Source organism: Vogesella sp. EB (assembly GCF_001037925.1).
GTDB classification, from domain to species: domain Bacteria; phylum Pseudomonadota; class Gammaproteobacteria; order Burkholderiales; family Chromobacteriaceae; genus Vogesella; species Vogesella indigofera.
On the sequence record NZ_LFDT01000030.1, the window covers coordinates 21,067 to 38,470 of the forward strand.

The following is a 17,404-nucleotide window of genomic DNA, read 5'->3' on the forward strand; positions in this document are numbered from 1 at the left end:
AACGACGCCCCGCCCGCGGCCGGAGTTGGCCGCAAGCCGCCGCTCACACCAGCCGCCCGCCCTTCACCTTGTAGCCGAGCTTGGCCAGCTGGCCGATGGCGCCGCCGCTGTGGTTGGCGTGGGTCAGCGCCACCGCCAGCGCGTCGGCGGCGTCGGCCTGCGGCGTGCCGGACAGGTTGAGCATGGTCACCACCATGAACTGCACCTGCTCCTTCGGCGCCTTGCCCTGCCCCACCACCGACTGTTTCACCTGCAGCGCGGTGTACTCCGCCACCGGCAGCTCCTTCATCACCAGTGCCGTCATGCAGGCGCCGCGCGCCTGGCCCAGCATCAGCGTCGCCGCCGGGTTGACGTTGACGAATACCTGCTCCAGCGCCGACTCGGTCGGCTGGTAGGTGGCGATCACGTCGTGGATGCCGTGCACCAGCACCTTGATGCGCTCGGCGAGGCTGGCGCCCTGCGGCGTGCGGATGGCGCCGGAGGCAACGTACAGCCGCTGGTTGCCGACGATGTCGATGACGCCGAAACCGGTGATGCGGCTGCCGGGGTCGATGCCGAGGATGCGGCGCTTCACGCCGACAGCCAGCCTTGCGCGATGGCGTCGGCCTCCGCCAGCCGCTCGGGCGTGCCGACGTCCAGCCACAGCCCGTCGTGGCGGGCGCCAGTCACCTGCCCGTGTGCCATGGCCGCGCGCAGCAGCGGCGCCAGTTTGGCCGGCTGGTGGGCCGGAATGGCGGCGAACAGCGCCGGGTGATACAGGCCGATGCCGGAGAAGGTCAACCCGATGCCGTCGGAGGCATTGCCGGACAGATGACCATCCGGCAGCAGGCCGAAGTCGCCACCCGGGTGGTGCGGCGGGTTGGCCACCAGCAGCAGGTGCGCCAGATTACTCTGGCCATCCAGTGCGGCCAACGTTGGCCGCAAGGCGGCGAAGTCGACATCGGTGAGCACGTCGCCGTTCACCACCACGAACGGGGCGTCGCCCAGCAGCGGCAGCGCGGTGGCGATGCCGCCGGCGGTTTCCAGCGCGCTCTTTTCACGCGAGTAGGCCAGACGCACGCCGTAACGGCTGCCGTCGCCGAGCGTGGTTTCGATCTTGTCGCCCAGCCAGGCGTGGTTGATGACGATATCGCTAAAACCGGCGGCGGCCAGGTGCTGGATATGCCAGGCAATCAGCGGCTGCCCGCCTACCGGCAGCAGCGGCTTGGGGGTGTGGTCGGTGAGCGGCCGCATGCGTTGGCCGCGGCCGGCGGCGAGGATCATGGCTTTCATGGGGTCGGCTTTCTGGCACCGGCTGGCAGCGGCCACGCCTGCGGCGCGACCGGCGCCAGGCCGGGTTTACTGGTCGGACGAGATGCGGGTATGACTGAACACCGAGCCGATGCTGTCGTCGTTGTCGTCCTCGTCGAGGCCGACCAGCTCCACCAGTAACTGGAACAGCGGCTGCAGCTCCTGATAGCGGCGGCTGGTCTTCTTCAGGTACTTGATGAAGCGCGGGATCTCGGCGCGGTACTTGTCCTTGCCGTCGCGGTGATAGAGGCGGGCGAAGATACCGGCCACTTTCAGGTGGCGCTGCACGCCCATCCACTCGAAATCGCGGTAGAAGTCGTCGATGGTGGCCGCCACCGGCAGCCCGGCGGCGCGCGCCTTTTCCCAGTAGCGGACGGCGATGTCGAGCACGAATTCCTCGTCCCAGCCGATGAAGGCGTCACGCAGCAGCGACACGATGTCGTAGCTGACCGGGCCGTACACCGCGTCCTGGAAGTCGAGCACGCCCGGCTTGCCCGGGGTCAGCATCAGGTTGCGCACGATGTAGTCGCGATGCACGTAGACCTTGCCCTGCGCCTCGATGCGCGGCAGCAGCACCTGCAGCGCCGCGTCCCACAGCTGGCGCTGGGCGTAGGTCAGCGGCTTGCCCAGCTCCTTGGCCACGTACCACTCCGGGAACAGGTTCAGCTCGCGGGTCAGCAGCGCGTGGTCGTAGTCCGGCAGCACGCCGGGCTGGCTGATCTTCTGGATCTCGATCAGGGTATCCACCGCTTCCAGCAGCAGGTGCTTGCGCACCATTTCCCATTCATCGTGCTGCAGCGCCGCCAGCAGGGTGATGGTGCCGAGGTCTTCCAGCAGCATGAAGCCCTGCTCGCGGTCGCGCAGCAGGATGGCCGGCACGTTGGCCGCCGGCGCAAACAGCTCGCGCACGCTGACGTAGGCGTCGGTGTTCATCTTTTCCGGCGGCGCGTCCATCACGATGCGGGTGCTGCCATCGGGGAAGGTTGCACGGAAGTAACGGCGGAAATCAGCATCGGCGGCGGCGAATTCCACCGTGATGGTCTGATCGGGAAACTGCGTGGCCAGCCACGCTTTCAGGGCTTCGAGTCGCTGCATAGTCGCGTATATCGGCAAATTGGGTACAATGACGCGATTGTAACCGCTTTGACCGCGCCCCAACATGGCCGGCTCGACTTCTTCCGATGCAGACACGCTTCCGTTTGACGCCCGTGATGGCGGCCTTGCTCCCCCTGTTCCTGCTGCCGCTGGCGCAGGCGGACTCCCTGCCGGCGGGCACGCTGAGTGTCGAATCCGACACCCTGAGCGGCCAGATGGACGTCGAGCTGAAGGCCAGCGGCCAGGTGAAGGCCACCCGCGACGACCAGACCGTCGAGGCCGACTGGCTGGAGTACTTCGTCCAGCGCCAGCAGTTGCGCGCCGGCGAGCGGGTGCGGCTGACGCAGGCGGACGGCCAGATCGAGGCGGAGCAGCTCGACTACCTGCTGGGCGAGCGCAGCGGCAGTGCCAGCAACGCGAGCTTCAGCTTCGGCCGCGACGGCAAGACGCTGCGCGGCAATGCCGGCAAGCTCGAATTCCAGGGCAAGGACAACTACCGCCTGCGCAGTGCACGCGCCAACACCTGCGATCCCAACGACGACTCCTGGTACCTGAAGGCCAGCACCATCGACCTCGACTACGGCCGCAATGTCGGCGTGGCGCGCAATGCGCGGGTGGAATTCCAGGGCGTGCCGATCCTGTACACGCCGTGGATCGACTTCCCGCTGGACGGCGGCCGCAAGAGCGGCCTGCTGTTCCCCACCATCAGCACCGGCAGCGACGGGCTGCAGGTATCGCTGCCCTACTACTGGAACATCGCGCCGAACTACGACGCCACCATTACCCCGCGCTACATCGAACAGCGCGGCATGATGCTGGGACTGGAAGGCCGCTACCTGCTGCCGGATGCCCAGGGCCAGCTGTATACCGAGCAGCTGCCCAACGACAAGAAAAGCGAGCAGAGCCGCTTCCTGTGGAAGGGCGAACACGTGCAACAGCTGGCTCCGGCGCTGAGTGCGGGTGCCAACGGCGCGTACGTGTCCGATGACGACTATTTCGACGACTTCGGTGACCGCGTCAGCAGTGCGGCCAACGTCAACCTCAAGCGCGAGGCCTGGCTCAGCTACCGGCCGGAGTGGGGCTCGGTGACGCTGAAAGCGCAGCGCTACCAGACGCTGCAGGACGACAGCGGCACGGTGGAAGAGCCGTACGCGCGCCTGCCGCAGCTGAGCATCAACGCCCGCCAGCAGTTCGCCGGCTTCAGCAGCAACCTCGAAAGCGAGCTAACCCGCTTCAGCCACAGCAACAAACAGGAAGGCACGCGGCTGGTGGCCTACCCCAGCCTGAGCTATGCCATCGAACGGCCGTGGGGCTTCCTGCGCCCGAAAGTCGGCGTCCACTTTACCCGCTACGAACTGGCCAACAGCGACAGCAGCCAGACGGTGCGCAGCGACGAACGCACGCTGCCTATCGTCAGCCTCGACAGCGGCCTGTACTTCGAGCGCGACAGCACGCTGTTCGGCCGCGACATGAACCAGACGCTGGAGCCACGCCTGTTCTACGTCAAGATCCCGAAGGTCGATCAGTCCAGCCTGCCCAACTTCGACACCTCGGAAAACGACTTCAACTTCGCGCAGCTGTTCACCGAGAACCGCTTCTCCGGCCACGACCGCATCAACGCCGCCAACCAGGTCACCGCGGCGCTGACCAGCCGCTACCTGGACAAGGAAAACGGGCTGGAACGGCTGCGCGTCGCCATCGGCCAGCGCTTCTACCTCAGCCGCGACGACATCAGCCTCGACGGCAGCAGCAGCGAACGCAGCGAGGCCGGTTCCGACCTGCTCGTGACCGTCGGCGGCGACCTCAGCCACAGCCTGCGGCTGGACGGTTCCTACCAGTACAACCAGGCGCTATCCAAGACCGAACGCTACAATGCGCAGCTGCGCTACAACCCGGCACCGGGCAAGACCGTCAGCGTGCGCTACCGCTACGGCCGTGACGAGCTGATCGGCAGCGGCAGCGAGCGTGACACCTTGCGCCAGATCGATGTCGCCGGCCAGTGGCCGATCGCGCCGCGCTGGTACGCGGTGGCGCGGCAGAACTACTCGCTGCGCGACAAAAAAGCGTTGGAGCAACTGGCCGGGGTGGAGTACAACGATGGCTGCTGGAGCATGCGCGTGGTCGGCCAGCGCTACGTCACCGACCTCGACAAGACCAAGAATGCCGTGTTCCTGCAACTGGAGCTGAAAGACTTCAGCAGCGTCGGCAGCAATCCGCTCAATGCCCTGCGACTAGCCATTCCGGGCTACAGCCCAATCAACGAGACAACAGGTAACTGATGAAACAGCTCCTTCTTGCCGCGACCCTCGCCCTCAGCCTGGCCACCCCGGCCAGCGCTGCCGTGCAGACCGCCGACCGCATCGTCGCCGTGATCAATAACGGCGTGATCACGCTGAGCGAACTGCAACAGCGCGAAGCCGAAATCACCGCCAGCCTGAAACGGCAGAACGTGGCACTGCCGCCGGCCAGCGTGCTGTCGCGGCAGGTGCTGGACCTGATGGTCAACGAGCAGCTGCAGCTGCAGTACGCCGCCAGCAACGGCCTGCGCGTCAGCGAAAGCGAAATCGACCAGACCCTGCAACGGCTGGCGGCACAGAACAAGACGGACCTGCAAGGGCTGTACGCCCGCCTGCAGCAGGACGGGCTGTCACTGGAGCAGTTCCGCAAGAGCCTGCGCAAGGACCTGCTGCTGGACCGCATCAAGGAACGCGAGATCGTCGGCCGCGTCAATGTCACCGACAGCGAGGTGGAGCAGGTGCTGAAGAGCACCCAGGGGCTGTCCAACGCCGAGTACCGGCTGGCGATGATCCAGCTCAACATACCGGAACGCGCCGATGCCGCGCAGATCGAGAAACTGCGCCAGCGGCTGCAGGAAGCACAGCAGGCGATCCGTAACGGCCAGTCGTTCGCCGAAGTGGCCGCCCGCTACTCCGAAGCCGCCACCGCGCTCAGCGGCGGCGACATGGGCTGGAAAGGCGCCAGCGCGCTGCCGCCGGACTTCATCCAGCTGCTGGACAGCATGAAGGTCGGCGACGTCACCGACATCGTGCGCGCCAACGGCAGCCTGTTCCTGTTCAAGCTGTCCGACAAGCGCAACAGCGCCGGCGAGCAGCTGGTGCAGCAGCACAAGGTGCGCCACATCCTGATCAAGACCAACGAAGCCACCTCGGAAGCGGAAGCCAAGGCGCGCATCCTGCAAGTGCAGGACCGCCTGCAGCGCGGCGCCAGCTTCGAAGCGGTGGCACGCCAGTTCTCGGAGGACGGCAGCGCCTCGCTCGGCGGCGATCTGGGCTGGCTCAACCCCGGCGATACGGTGCCGGAATTCGAGCGCGCCTTCAACGCGCTGCAAGCCGGGCAAAACAGCGAGCCGGTACGCAGCCCGTTCGGCTGGCACCTGATCCGGCTGGAAGAAGTGCGCAGCCAGGACGTGTCCGGCGAACGCGCCAAGCTGGCGATCAAGCAGCAGATCCGCCAGCGCAAGGCAGAGCAGAACTACAACGACTGGTTGCAGCAACTGCGCGCCGCGGCCTTCATCGATGACCGGCTGATCGAAAAATAACCCCCAAGGCCGGTGCTCGCACCGGCCTTTTTTATTGCTGCCCCTTTTATTGCTGCCCTTTTATTGCTGGAAGACGCCATGTCCACCCCGCTCCCCCTCCTCGCCGTCACCGCCGGTGAACCGGCCGGCATCGGCCCCGACCTGGTGCTGCGCCTGCCACAGCTGGCGCTGCCGGCGCGCTGCGTCGTCATCGCCGACAAGACCCTGCTGCAACAGCGCGCCGCCGCGCTGGGGCTGGACGTGCCGCTGGTCGACTACCAGCGCGCGCAGCCCGCGCCGGCCGGGGCGCTGGAAGTGTGGCACGTGCCGCTGGCGGCGCCCTGCCAGCCGGGGGTGCTGGATGCGGCCAACGGCCGCTACGTCTTGGCCACGCTGGATGTCGCCATCGCCGGCTGCCTGAGCGGCGAATTCGCCGCCATGGTCACCGCGCCGGTGCACAAGGGCGTGATCAACGACGCCGGGGTGGCGTTTTCCGGCCACACCGAGTACCTCGCCGAGCACACCCACACCCCGCTGGTGGTGATGATGCTGGCCGGCGCCGGCATGCGCGTGGCACTGGCCACCACCCACCTGCCGCTGCGGCAGGTAGCCGATGCCATTACCCGCGACAGCCTGGAAGCCGTCATCCGCATCCTGCACGCCGATCTGGTCAGCAAGTTCGGCATCGCCGCGCCGCGCATCCTGGTCGCCGGCCTCAACCCGCACGCCGGTGAAGGCGGTCACATGGGCCGCGAGGAAATCGACGTCATCGAGCCCACGTTGGCCGCACTGCGTGGCGAGGGCATGAACCTGATCGGGCCGCTGCCGGCCGACACCCTGTTCAACCCCGACAAGCTGGCGCAGGGCGACGCGGTGCTGGCGATGTACCACGACCAGGGCCTGCCGGTACTGAAGCACGCCAGCTTCGGCGCCGGCATCAATATCACGCTGGGCCTGCCCATCATCCGCACCTCGGTCGACCACGGCACCGCGCTCGATCTTGCCGCCACCGGCCGTGCCGACCCCGGCAGCCTGTTCGAGGCGGTGCGACTGGCCGCGCAGCTCGCGACCTGAGCCCCCCATTGTCCCCCGCTGGCGGCCACCCCTGGCCGCCAGTTGCCGTGCTGCGCCCGCCAAAAAACGGCCCCCGTTATTTGCATAATGCCGACAATATCCAATCACTAACGGTTATATCAGCCTGACGTTAGCGGCATTTTTCGCGGCGCAGCATTTGCGGTAAAATCGCGGCAACTCTCCACACATCATCGCCGAAGTTCAGGGACATAATGAGCACCACCACTCACACACGCGTACGGGAAATCCCGTACAACTACACCTCATATTCGGATCGCGAGATCATCATTCGCCTGTTGGGCGAACCGATGTGGCAATTACTCGAAGAGCTACGGGCAGAACGGAAAACAGGCCGTTCTGCCCGTATGCTTTTCGAGGTGCTGGGCGACATCTGGGTGGTGGACCGCAACCCCTATCTGGTCGATGACCTGCTGGACAATCCGCAACGCCTGACCGCACTGGTCGGCGCGCTGCGTCACCGCCTCGGCGAAGTGGACAAGCGCCGCGACGGCAACGACAAGGTTGGCCGCATGATCGCCGCCGCCTACCAGGCGGTGGACAGCTTCGAGCAGCAGTTCGGCGAGACGCGCGAGCTGCGCGCCGCCATCCTCAAGCGCTTCGGCAAGATCACCCGCCGCGACAACATCCTGTTCGACGGCCTGGCGCGGGTGTCGCACGTCACCGACGCCACCGACTGGCGCGTGGAATACCCGTTCGTGGTGCTGTGCCCGGATACCGAGGCCGAGATCGCGCCGCTGGTGAAAGCCTGTATCGAGCTGGAGCTGACCATCATCCCGCGTGGCGGCGGCACCGGCTACACCGGCGGCGCGGTGCCGCTGGACAAGCGTTCGGCGGTGATCAACACCGAGAAGCTGGATCGCCACGTCGGCGTCGAATACATCGCCCTGCCCGGCCTTGACGGCAAGCGTGCCACCATCCAGTGCGGCGCCGGCGTGGTCACCGCCCGCGTCTCGGAAGCAGCCAGCGCTGCCGGCCTCGTGTTCGCGGTCGATCCGACTTCGGCCGAGGCGTCCTGTATCGGCGGCAACGTCGCGATGAACGCCGGCGGCAAGAAGGCGGTGCTGTGGGGCACCGCGCTGGACAACCTCGCCAGCTGGAAGATGGTCGATCCGGACGGCAACTGGCTGTTCGTCGAACGGCTGGGCCACAACTACGGCAAGATCCACGACGTCGACGTGGCCAGCTTCCGCGTCAGCCGCCTGCAGGACGACGGCCAGACCGTGATCTCCAGCGAGCAGCTGGACATTCCCGGCCGCAGCTTCCGCAAGGTCGGCCTCGGCAAGGACGTCACCGACAAGTTCCTCGCCGGCCTGCCCGGCGTGCAGAAGGAAGGCACCGACGGCATCATCACCAGCGCGCGCTTCGTGCTGCACAAGATGCCGGCGCACACCCGCACCGTGTGCCTGGAATTCTTCGGCACCGTCGCCGAAGCCACCCCGGCCATCGTCGAGATCACCGACTACTTCAAGCCGAACGGCGCCGGCGTGCTGGCCGGCGTGCAGCTGGCCGGCCTCGAGCACCTCGACTGGCGCTATGTGCGCGCCGTCGGCTACGCCACCAAGGCCAAGTCCAAGGGCCGGCCGAAGATGGTGCTGATCGCCGACATCGTGTCCGACAACGAAAACGCGGTGGCCGAGGCCGCCAGCCAGGTGGTGCGCTACGCCAACGCCCGCCACGGCGAAGGCTTCATCGCCGTCACCCCCGAGGCGCGCAAGACCTTCTGGCTGGACCGCTCGCGCACCGCCGCCATCGCCCGCCACACCAACGCCTTCAAGATCAACGAGGATGTGGTGATCCCGCTGGATCGCCTCGGCGACTACAGCGACGGCATCGAACGCATCAACATCGAGCTGTCGATCGCCAGCAAGATCAAGCTGCTGGGCCAGCTGGCCGAGTTCTTCCACGGCCGCCTGCCGGTGGATACCGAAGGCGGCACCCTGTCCGCCGACGAGCTGATCGGCGACCGCCGCGAGACCGCGCTGGAGCTGATCACCGCCGTACAGCAACGCTGGCAGTGGCTGCTGGACAACCTGGACACGCCGCTGGCGCAATATGTACAAGGTTGGCCGCAGGCACCGCTGGAGGATGCTGCGGCCAACCTTGAGGCCAGCGTGTTCACCGCGATGCGCGACTTCAAGCTGCGCGTCAGCTGGAAGCGCGAGCTGCAGGCCGATCTGGAAGCGCTGTTCGCCGGCAAGGCCGACAGCACCATCATCGAAGCCATCCGCCTGATCCAGCAGAAAGTGCTGCGCGGCCGCGCCTTCGTCGCGCTGCACATGCACGCCGGCGACGGCAACGTGCACACCAACATACCGGTCAACTCCGACGACTACGAGATGTTGCAGACCGCGCACCGCGCGGTGGAACGCATCATGAAGCTGGCGCGCAGCCTGAACGGCGTGATCTCCGGCGAGCACGGCATCGGCATCACCAAGCTGGAATTCCTGACCGAAGAGGAAATCCAGCCGTTCCGTGACTACAAGGCGCGCGTCGACCCGAACGGCCACTTCAACAAGGGCAAGCTGCTGCCGGGCGCCGACCTGGCGATGGCCTACACGCCGTCGTTCTCGCTGCTGGGCGCCGAATCGCTGATCCTGGAGCAGTCCGACATCGGCCAGATCTCCGATTCGGTGAAGGACTGCCTGCGCTGCGGCAAGTGCAAACCGGTGTGCTCCACCCACGTGCCGCGCGCCAACCTGCTGTACTCGCCGCGCAACAAGATCCTCGGCGTCGGCCTCTTGACCGAAGCCTTCCTGTACGAAGAACAGACCCGCCGCGGCGTGTCGCTGAAGCACTTCGAGGAGCTGTCCGACGTCGCCGACCACTGCACCGTGTGCCACCGCTGCGTGAAACCGTGCCCGGTGAAGATCGACTTCGGCGACGTGTCGGTGGCGATGCGCAACTTCCTGCGCAAGACCGGCAACAAGAAGTTCAACCCCGGCACCGCGCTGGGCATGGCCTTCCTCACCGCCAAGGACCCGGCCACCATCAAAGGTATCCGTGCCGGCCTGGTCGGCGGCGCCTACAAGCTGCAGCGCCTCGGCAACCGCATCGGCAAGAAGCTGGGACTCACCGGCAGCCAGACGGCGCAGCCGCCGGCGACGCTGGGCAAGGCGCCGATCAAGGCACAGGTGATCCACTTCATCAACAAGCCGATGCCGGGCGGGCTGCCGAAAAAAACCGCGCGCGCACTGCTGGACGTGGAAGACGGCAACGTGATCCCGGTGATCCGCAATCCGAAGGACAGCGAAGACGCGGAAGCGGTGTTCTACTTCCCCGGCTGCGGCTCGGAGCGCCTGTTCAGCCAGGTCGGCCTCGCCACCCAGGCGATGCTGTGGCACGTCGGCACCCAGACCGTGCTGCCGCCGGGCTACCTGTGCTGCGGCTACCCGCAGACCAGCGCCGGCTTCAAGGACAAGGGCGACGAGATCACCACCGAGAACCGCGTGCTGTTCCACCGCATGGCCAACACGCTGAACTACCTCGACATCAAGACCGTGGTGGTCAGCTGTGGCACCTGTTACGACCAGCTGGCCAACTACCGCTTCGAGGAGATCTTCCCGGGCTGTCGCATCATCGACATCCACGAATACCTGATGGAAAAAGGGCTGAAGCTGGACGGCGTCGGCGGCCAGAAGTACATGTACCACGACCCGTGCCACACCCCGATGAAGGCCTACCAGCCGATCAAGGTGGTCAACGAGCTGCTCGGCGGCGGCGTGGTACAGAACGACCGCTGCTGCGGCGAATCCGGCACCTTTGCCGCCAGCCGTCCGGACATCGCCACCCAGGTGCGCTTCCGCAAGGAAGAGGAGATCAACAAGGATCTGGCCAAGCTGGGCGAGGCCGACAAGCCGGTGAAGATCCTGACCTCCTGCCCGTCCTGCCTGCAGGGTTTGAGCCGCTACAGCGACGACACCGGCACCCAGGCCGACTACATCGTGGTGGAAATGGCCAAGCACCTGCTGGGTGACAACTGGATGAAGGACTACGTCGACAACGCCCGCAACGGCGGCATCGAACGCGTGCTGCTGTAAGCCGTCAGCCCGGCAAAAGGTTGGCCGCAAGCCCGTTACCGGCTTGCGGCCAACCTTTTTTCATTCATGGCTCACAGTTCGCGCCGCACCGGCAGGAAACCCGGCCGCCCGAGGTAAAACCCCTGGTACAGCTCGACGCCGAGGCCGCACATCGCACGGTACTGCGCCTCGGTCTCGATGCCTTCCACCAGCATGCGGCTGCCGACCTCCCAGCCCAGCTGCAGCACCGCCGCCAGCTGGCCGTTGTCGCCCTGCATGTAGTCCAGCAGCAGGCTGCGGTCGATCTTGATGATGTCCGGCCGCAGCGCGCGCACCCAGCCGTGGCCGGAGGCCATGGCGCCGAAATCGTCCACCGCGATGCCGAAACCGGCCGCCGCGGCCGCACCCAGCGCCGCCGACAGCGCGCCGTCGCCCTCTTCCACCTCGTACTCCACCACCTCCAGAATCACGCGGCCGTTGTCGATGCCCAGCAGCTGCAGCCGTTGCAGCATCAGCGCGTAGTTGCCGCCATAACCGGCCTCGTGCACCACCGTCAGCGGCAGCAGATTCAGCGTCAGGCAGCCCGGCTCGGCGCTGGCGGCGAAATTGCGGATGTGGATCACCCGCGCCAGGCGGTCGGCGTCGATCTGCTGCAACAGCGGCAGGCTGGCGAAGAAACGGTCCGGGCGCACGCTGTCGCCGGCGGCGTCGTGCACCCGCAACAGCGCCTCGTGGCCGAACACGCCGCCGCTGCGGTAGAAGATCGGCTGGAAACAGCTCTGCAGCCAGCAACCGGCAAACTGGGCGACATAGCGCTGCGCGGTGTCTCGCTGCAGGTGCTGTTCGAATGCCTGCTGACTATCGAGTCGTGCCATCATGCCTCCGTCGCGGGGTTGGCCATCAATTCAGCATAGCAAGGCGCTGCCGCCGCCGACAGCACGATGACATCCCGGGCCGCACCCGCAGACGCTACACTGTGCGCCATGGCCGCGCGGCATGCGGCCAACCTTGCCACCCCGTTGCCGAAGGAGTCTTGCCTGATGTCTGCTACCGCACTGCTGGTCATCGATTTCCAGTATGGCCTGATCGAGCTGGCACCGCGTGCCACGCGCGGCGCCGAGACCCTGGCCAGTATCAACCGCCTGATCGCCCACGCCCGCGCCTGCGGCCACCGCGTGCTGTTCATCCAGCACCATGAAGCCGACCTGCCACGCGGCAGCGAGGCGTGGCAGCTGCATCCGGGCCTCGACTATCGCGAAGGCGATACCGTGATTGAGAAAACCGCCGCCGACAGCTTCCTCGACACCAGCCTGCGCCAGTACCTGGACAGCGAGGAGATCGAGAACCTGTGGGTCGGCGGCTACGCCAGCGATTTCTGCGTCGACACCACCGTACGCCGCGCCGCCTCGCTGGGTTACGCCGTCACCGTGGTCGCCGACGCCCACACCAGCAAGGATCGTCCGCACGCCAGCGGCGAGACGCTGGTCGCGCACCTGAACTGGCTGTGGGCCAATCTGGCGGTGCCCGGCAACGCCATCCGCGTGCTGCCGCTGGCCGCGCTGCAAAGCGGTGACGATGCGGCCTGACTGGCGCACGCGAATCGCGCTGCTGGCGGATCTCGTCGTCAACCTGCTGCTGCCGTGGCTGGTCTATGACCACACCGTGGCCGGCTGGGGCGAGCGCGGCGCGCTGCTGTGGTCGGCCTTGCCGCCGACGCTGTGGAGCCTGTGGGAGCTGTCTCGCCACCGCCGGCTGGACGCGCTAAGCATCCTGGTGCTGGGCGGCATCGCGCTATCGCTGCTGGCGGCGTGGGGCGATGGCGACGCCCGCTGGCTGCTGGTGCGCGAGTCGCTGGTGGTGCCACCGGGCTGGTGATGCTGGCCAGCGTGCTGTGGCGCAAACCCTTGCTGGCGGTGCTGGTCGATGCTGCCGCCCGGCGCCAGCCCGGCAGCCCGGTCGCGACCATGCTGGCCAGCCCGTCGCCACGGCTGACACGACTGTGGCGCGACCTCACCGTGCTGTGGGGTGGTGGCCTGATCGGCGAGTGCGGTCTGCGCAGCTGGCTCGCCTTTCATTGGCCGGTAGCACGCAATGTGGCGCTGGGGCCGTGGCTGAGTTACGGCCTGATGGCGGTACTGATGGGCGCCGGCCTGCTGTGGGGGCGCCACCTCGCCCGCCAGGCCTTACCGGCCTGAGCCGGCATGAAAAAAGCCTGCCGGTTGGGCCGACAGGCTTCACGCTGGCAGCGGAGAGCGCTGCCTAGCGACCGGTCTCCATCACCACCTCGCCCATGATGGTCGAGGCATCCTGGATACGGCCATCGGCCACACGGTAGAGCATGGTCATGCGCACGGTGCCGCGCCCTTCGGGAAAATTGCGGGTCACGATCTCGTCGTCGATCACCACATTGCCGAACACCTCGCGCCGTAGCAGCCGCGCATGCAGATCCGGCTCGGCCAGGCGCAGCGCCATGCGGGCGCGGATGGCGGCGTGCCCCTCGGCCACCAGCTCGGCCGGGTACAGATACTGGCGCGCGTTGTCGGCGTAGGTCGCCAGCAAGGCGTCCAGGTCCTTGGCGTTATAGGCATCCAGCTGCGCCTGCACAACATCGACTACCGCATCACTCATGGTTGTTTCCCTCTGCTATGGCAAGGTTGGCCGCAAGCGTGGCGGCCAATCGGATTTTCCGGCCGCTCAGCCCAGATGCGCGGCGGCGCGGGCGCGGATGGTGGCGAAATCCTCGTCCAGCAGCAGCTGGCCGTTTTCCCACACCACCCGCATCTGCAGGTCGGCGTCGCTCACCCGCTCCAGGGTGTTGACGCCCCAGGCGCCGCGACTGTCGCGCGCCGCCACCACGCGGCCGCCGAGCGAGCGTTTGCCGGGGTCGGTGACCGGGTCCTTGAACACGTCGCGCCACTGGCCGCCGACACTGATCGCCGAGCACTTCAGCGCCATCTTGTGGGTGTCGCGGTCCAGCTTCTGCAGCAGCTCGGCGCCCATGCCGAAGGCGACGTTGTCGGCGCTGTAACCGAGTTTGGCCAGCCGCGACAGGATGGCGTCGATGCTGGCCAGATTGACGCCGTCGCCCTGGATCACGCGCACATGGTTCAGCACGCGGTAGCCCTTGCTGTTCAGCGTGGTGCCGAAGGCGGCGGCCAGCCGGTCGATGACCTCGGCCACCACCTGCACCGGCTCGCCGGAATCGGGGCGGATCACCACCGTGGCGCCGCTGTCTATCACCTGCTGGCGCAGGCGCTCGCCCCACAGCTCGCTGACGGCGTGGAATACGTCGTAGCTGTCGCTGACCACCGCCAGCAACGCGCCGGGCCTGGCGAAGTGGTGCAGCATGTTGCTGAAGGCATCGCCCTCCTGCGGCCGGCCCCAGGCGGTGATGGTGGCGTGCTCCGCCGCCGGAATCGAGAACGCCGCGCACGGCTCGTGGTAGTGGCGGCGCGCGGCGACCAGCGCCGCCAGCGTGTCGCTGCCCATGAAATTGACCAGATGGGCCATGCCGCCGATTTCCGAGCTTTCGTAGCTGGACACGCCACGCGCGCCGAAATCGTGCAGCTTGAACGGCAGGCCGGACAGGTCGGCGGCGGTCTGCAACAGATAACGGCGGATGATTTCCTTGGCGCGGAAGCTGCGCGTGGCGACGCTGATCGGGTACCACACCCGCAGCAGCGCGGTCTCCAGGAAGGACACCACCCAGAACAGCTCGGGGTCGGTGGATTCGATGGTAACCATCGGCACCCCGGTCGGGATCAGCTCGCCCTCGGCCACCGCGCGGATGCGCACCGGCCAGTAGCCGTGGTGCTTTTTGACGATGCGCTCGAAGCCGGCACGGTTGAACGGCAGGCCGTGCAGCGCGGCCAGCGCCTCCGCCTCGGCGATGTGCGCCAGGGTAATGCGCTGGCTGAGGTAGTCCTTCAGCAGTGCCTGCAGGCCGAAAAACAGCACATGCGAGGCGGTGCCGCCACGCGCGGCAACGTAGGAATACATGCCGTCGGTGCCGGGCGGATACTGCACCCAGTGACTGAGCTTGTAGGAATCGCTATTGAGAATGGGATTGACGGTCATGGCGGCGCACACACGGGACAGGAGACAACAGCATACCCGCGCCGCCCGCATCTGTCATAACGCGGCCGGCTGGCCGGACGCCGCCTCGCTACCGGCGGTGGCGGCAAACGGCTGCAGCCCCTGCCCGTCATGCAGCCACACCGCGCCGCCGCCCTGCGACTTGGCGCGGTACATCGCCTGATCGGCCTGCGCCAGCAACGCCGTGGCCGTCAGCGCATCGCCGTGGAAACAGGCGACACCGAAGCTGGCACCGACCGCCAGCGGCGCTGCCGCCGGCTGCGGACAGGTGATGGATACCGCCTGCTGCAGGCGCTGCAGCAAGGCGGCCAGCGCCACCGCATCGCCACAGGCCGGCAGCAGGATGGCGAATTCGTCGCCGCCCCAGCGCCCGACCAGATCGCCGCTGCGCACCGCACGGCTCAGCCGCGTGGCGATGCGGCACAGCACTTCGTCCCCGGCCTGATGCCCCAGCCGGTCGTTGACCTGCTTGAAGCCGTTCAGGTCGGCAAACACCAGCGCCAGCGGCGTGCCGGCCGCGCGGCTGGCCTGCAGCGCCCGCTCCAGTTGCTCGTTGAACAGCGTGCGATTGGCCAGACCGGTCAGACCGTCGAAAAAGGCCAGGCTCTGCAACTGGCGCTCCGATTCCTTGATGCGGCTGATGTCGGTAAACACCCACACCGTTTCCGCGCCGCCGCCGGTGTCCTGCACGCGCGACACCGACGCCAGCACCGGCAGCGGCATGCTGCCGCGGCGGGCGATGCGCAATTCGCCCTGCCAGTGGTGGCGCTCGCCGAGCAGGCTCAGCAAGTCCCGGCCGCGCAAGGCGGTATCCGCCCCCGGCAGCAGGAATGACGGCGGTGCCGCCAGCAGCGCCGCCTCGTCGCGACCGGCGATGCGGCACAGCGCCGGATTCACATACAGCCAGCGCATGTCGCCATCGGCAATCGCCACCGCCTCGGAGCTGTGCTCGACCGCCAGCTGCGCCAGTTGCAGCTGGCGCTGCAGCTGCTTGTGCTGGGTCATGTCAATCACCGTACCCCACAGGTGGTCGATGGTGCCGTCCGGCAGGCAGTGGATATGGTTGCGTTCCAGCAGGTCGCGGATGTCGCCATCCGGGCGGATGATGCGGTATTCGATGTCGAACGGCTGCTGCAGCGCCATCTTGGCGTCCAGCTCCGCGCGCACCCGCGCCCGGTCGGCAGGATGCACGCGCTCGAAATAGGCGCTCTCGGTAGCACGGAAGGTTGCCGGATCGGTGCCGAAAATGCGGTGCACCTCGCGGCTCCAGTCCAGCCGGCCGGAAGCCATCTGCAGCACCCACGAGCCGATGCCGGCGTCGGCTTCCGCCGTTTGCAGCAGCTTCTGCGCCAGATAGTGATGCGGCTGGTCGGTATTCTGCCGCGACGGCGGTCGCAGCGTCAGCAGCACCAGCGCGTCCTCCGGCAAGGCGGCGGCATCGATCACCATGCGCTCCAGCCCGGCGCGGTAGCGCACCTGGCGCAGGCCCAGGCTGCCGACAAAGCGCGAGTGGCGGGAAAACAGCGTCGCCCACACCGGGCCGTAGCCGTCGCTGTCCGGCAACACGATCTGTTCCAGCCGCAGGCGCCGCACCTGTGCCGCCGGCAAGTCCAGCAGCTGGTACAGCTGGCGGTTGGCAAAGCGGATGCGGCCGTTGCGCTCGACCAGCAGCACCGGATCGGCGGCACCGTCCAGCCAGCGCCGGTAACGCCGCAACTGCCGGCCGCACCATAGCGCCCAGGCCGCCACCACCAGCACCGTCACCACGGCCAGTATCTGCATGCTGAAGCCCTCTTTACTGCCGAAAAGGCTTATTAGAACACATCATGACGCAACAATATTGCATTGCCATGCGGCAACGGGTGAATCGCCCCTCCTTTCCTAGATACCTCGTGAGCCTCACACTAGGCCCTACAAGGAGGTGTCATGAGCAGGCAGCGTTTCCCCGAAGAATTCAAGATTGAAGCCGTCAAACAAGTAACCGAACGTGGCTATCCGGTGGCCGAAGTCGCCAGCCGGCTCGGTGTTTCGGCGCACAGCCTGTATCAATGGCTGAAACGCTACGACCCCAAGCGCACGAAACCGGCTGAATCTGCTGACCAGCAAGCTGAAATCCGCCGTCTCAAGGCAGAGCTAAAACGGATGACCGAGGAGCGCGACATCCTAAAAAAGGCCGCCGCATACTTTGCCAAGGAGTCCGGGTAAGGTATGCCTTCATCCGGGCCCACGAGCAGCAGTTTCCAGTCCGACGACTGTGTCGTGTCATGTCAGTACA

At 66.8% G+C, this 17,404-nt stretch carries 12 protein-coding genes and 2 pseudogenes; 7 read left to right on the plus strand and 7 right to left on the minus strand.

Annotation, left to right across the window (positions count from 1 at the left end; genetic code table 11):
* Positions 1-43: 43 nt before the first annotated feature.
* The 3 genes from ruvC to amgK all read right to left on the minus strand — a co-directional run bounded on the left by ruvC (position 44) and on the right by amgK (position 2,385).
* Positions 44-574, minus strand: a complete 531-nt coding sequence (gene ruvC, locus ACG97_RS14245; protein ID WP_047968036.1) for a crossover junction endodeoxyribonuclease RuvC — start codon at positions 572-574, stop codon at positions 44-46.
* On the minus strand, positions 571-1,272 hold the full coding sequence (gene murU, locus ACG97_RS14250) for an N-acetylmuramate alpha-1-phosphate uridylyltransferase MurU (protein WP_047968037.1): 702 nt from the start codon (positions 1,270-1,272) through the stop codon (positions 571-573). Before murU ends, ruvC begins: the two co-directional genes overlap by 4 nt.
* A 66-nt stretch (positions 1,273-1,338) precedes the next feature.
* Positions 1,339-2,385, minus strand: a complete 1,047-nt coding sequence (gene amgK, locus ACG97_RS14255; RefSeq protein ID WP_047968038.1) for an N-acetylmuramate/N-acetylglucosamine kinase AmgK — start codon at positions 2,383-2,385, stop codon at positions 1,339-1,341.
* Between the two features lie 116 nt (positions 2,386-2,501).
* Here amgK and ACG97_RS14260 point away from each other — a divergent pair, with 116 nt between their 5' ends.
* From ACG97_RS14260 to ACG97_RS14275, 4 genes are all read left to right on the plus strand, one after another.
* The gene (locus tag ACG97_RS14260) at positions 2,502-4,664 is read left to right on the plus strand and encodes an LPS-assembly protein LptD (RefSeq protein ID WP_369793046.1); all 2,163 of its coding nucleotides are present in this window, start codon (positions 2,502-2,504) and stop codon (positions 4,662-4,664) included.
* Positions 4,664-5,944, plus strand: coding sequence for a peptidylprolyl isomerase (locus ACG97_RS14265; protein WP_047968040.1), 1,281 nt, complete (start codon positions 4,664-4,666; stop codon positions 5,942-5,944). The genes ACG97_RS14260 and ACG97_RS14265 overlap by 1 nt, the downstream gene beginning before the upstream one ends.
* Positions 5,945-6,022: 78 nt before the next feature.
* The gene (gene pdxA, locus ACG97_RS14270) at positions 6,023-6,997 is read left to right on the plus strand and encodes a 4-hydroxythreonine-4-phosphate dehydrogenase PdxA (RefSeq protein ID WP_047968050.1); all 975 of its coding nucleotides are present in this window, start codon (positions 6,023-6,025) and stop codon (positions 6,995-6,997) included.
* Positions 6,998-7,209: 212 nt separating this feature from the next.
* Positions 7,210-11,055, plus strand: a complete 3,846-nt coding sequence (locus ACG97_RS14275) for a DUF3683 domain-containing protein (RefSeq protein WP_047968041.1) — start codon at positions 7,210-7,212, stop codon at positions 11,053-11,055.
* A 71-nt stretch (positions 11,056-11,126) separates the two neighbouring features.
* Here the strand turns inward: ACG97_RS14275 and ACG97_RS14280 are convergent, their stop codons facing one another.
* Positions 11,127-11,912: an EAL domain-containing protein gene (locus tag ACG97_RS14280; protein ID WP_047968042.1), complete on the minus strand. Its 786-nt coding sequence runs from the start codon at positions 11,910-11,912 to the stop codon at positions 11,127-11,129.
* 162 nt (positions 11,913-12,074) lie between these two features.
* Between ACG97_RS14280 and ACG97_RS14285 the strand changes: the two genes are divergently transcribed.
* Together ACG97_RS14285 and ACG97_RS18210 are read left to right on the plus strand one after the other, a co-directional pair.
* Positions 12,075-12,620: a cysteine hydrolase family protein gene (locus tag ACG97_RS14285; protein WP_047968043.1), complete on the plus strand. Its 546-nt coding sequence runs from the start codon at positions 12,075-12,077 to the stop codon at positions 12,618-12,620.
* A pseudogene (locus ACG97_RS18210) lies at positions 12,610-13,229 on the plus strand (VC0807 family protein). Before ACG97_RS14285 ends, ACG97_RS18210 begins: the two are co-directional and overlap by 11 nt.
* 64 nt (positions 13,230-13,293) lie before the next feature.
* On the opposite strand, the gene ACG97_RS14295 reads toward ACG97_RS18210, so the two are convergent.
* The 3 genes from ACG97_RS14295 to ACG97_RS14305 all read right to left on the minus strand — a co-directional run bounded on the left by ACG97_RS14295 (position 13,294) and on the right by ACG97_RS14305 (position 16,911).
* Positions 13,294-13,662, minus strand: a complete 369-nt coding sequence (locus ACG97_RS14295) for a nuclear transport factor 2 family protein (RefSeq protein WP_047968044.1) — start codon at positions 13,660-13,662, stop codon at positions 13,294-13,296.
* Positions 13,663-13,728: 66 nt separating this feature from the next.
* A complete protein-coding gene (locus ACG97_RS14300) occupies positions 13,729-15,111 on the minus strand; it encodes a nicotinate phosphoribosyltransferase (RefSeq protein WP_047968045.1) in 1,383 nt (460 codons plus the stop codon).
* Between the two features lie 54 nt (positions 15,112-15,165).
* Complete coding sequence (locus ACG97_RS14305; RefSeq protein ID WP_047968046.1) at positions 15,166-16,911, minus strand: sensor domain-containing diguanylate cyclase; 1,746 nt, start codon at positions 16,909-16,911, stop codon at positions 15,166-15,168.
* 144 nt (positions 16,912-17,055) lie between these two features.
* Here ACG97_RS14305 and ACG97_RS14310 point away from each other — a divergent pair.
* Positions 17,056-17,404 (plus strand): annotated as a pseudogene (locus tag ACG97_RS14310) (transposase); the annotation flags it as partial.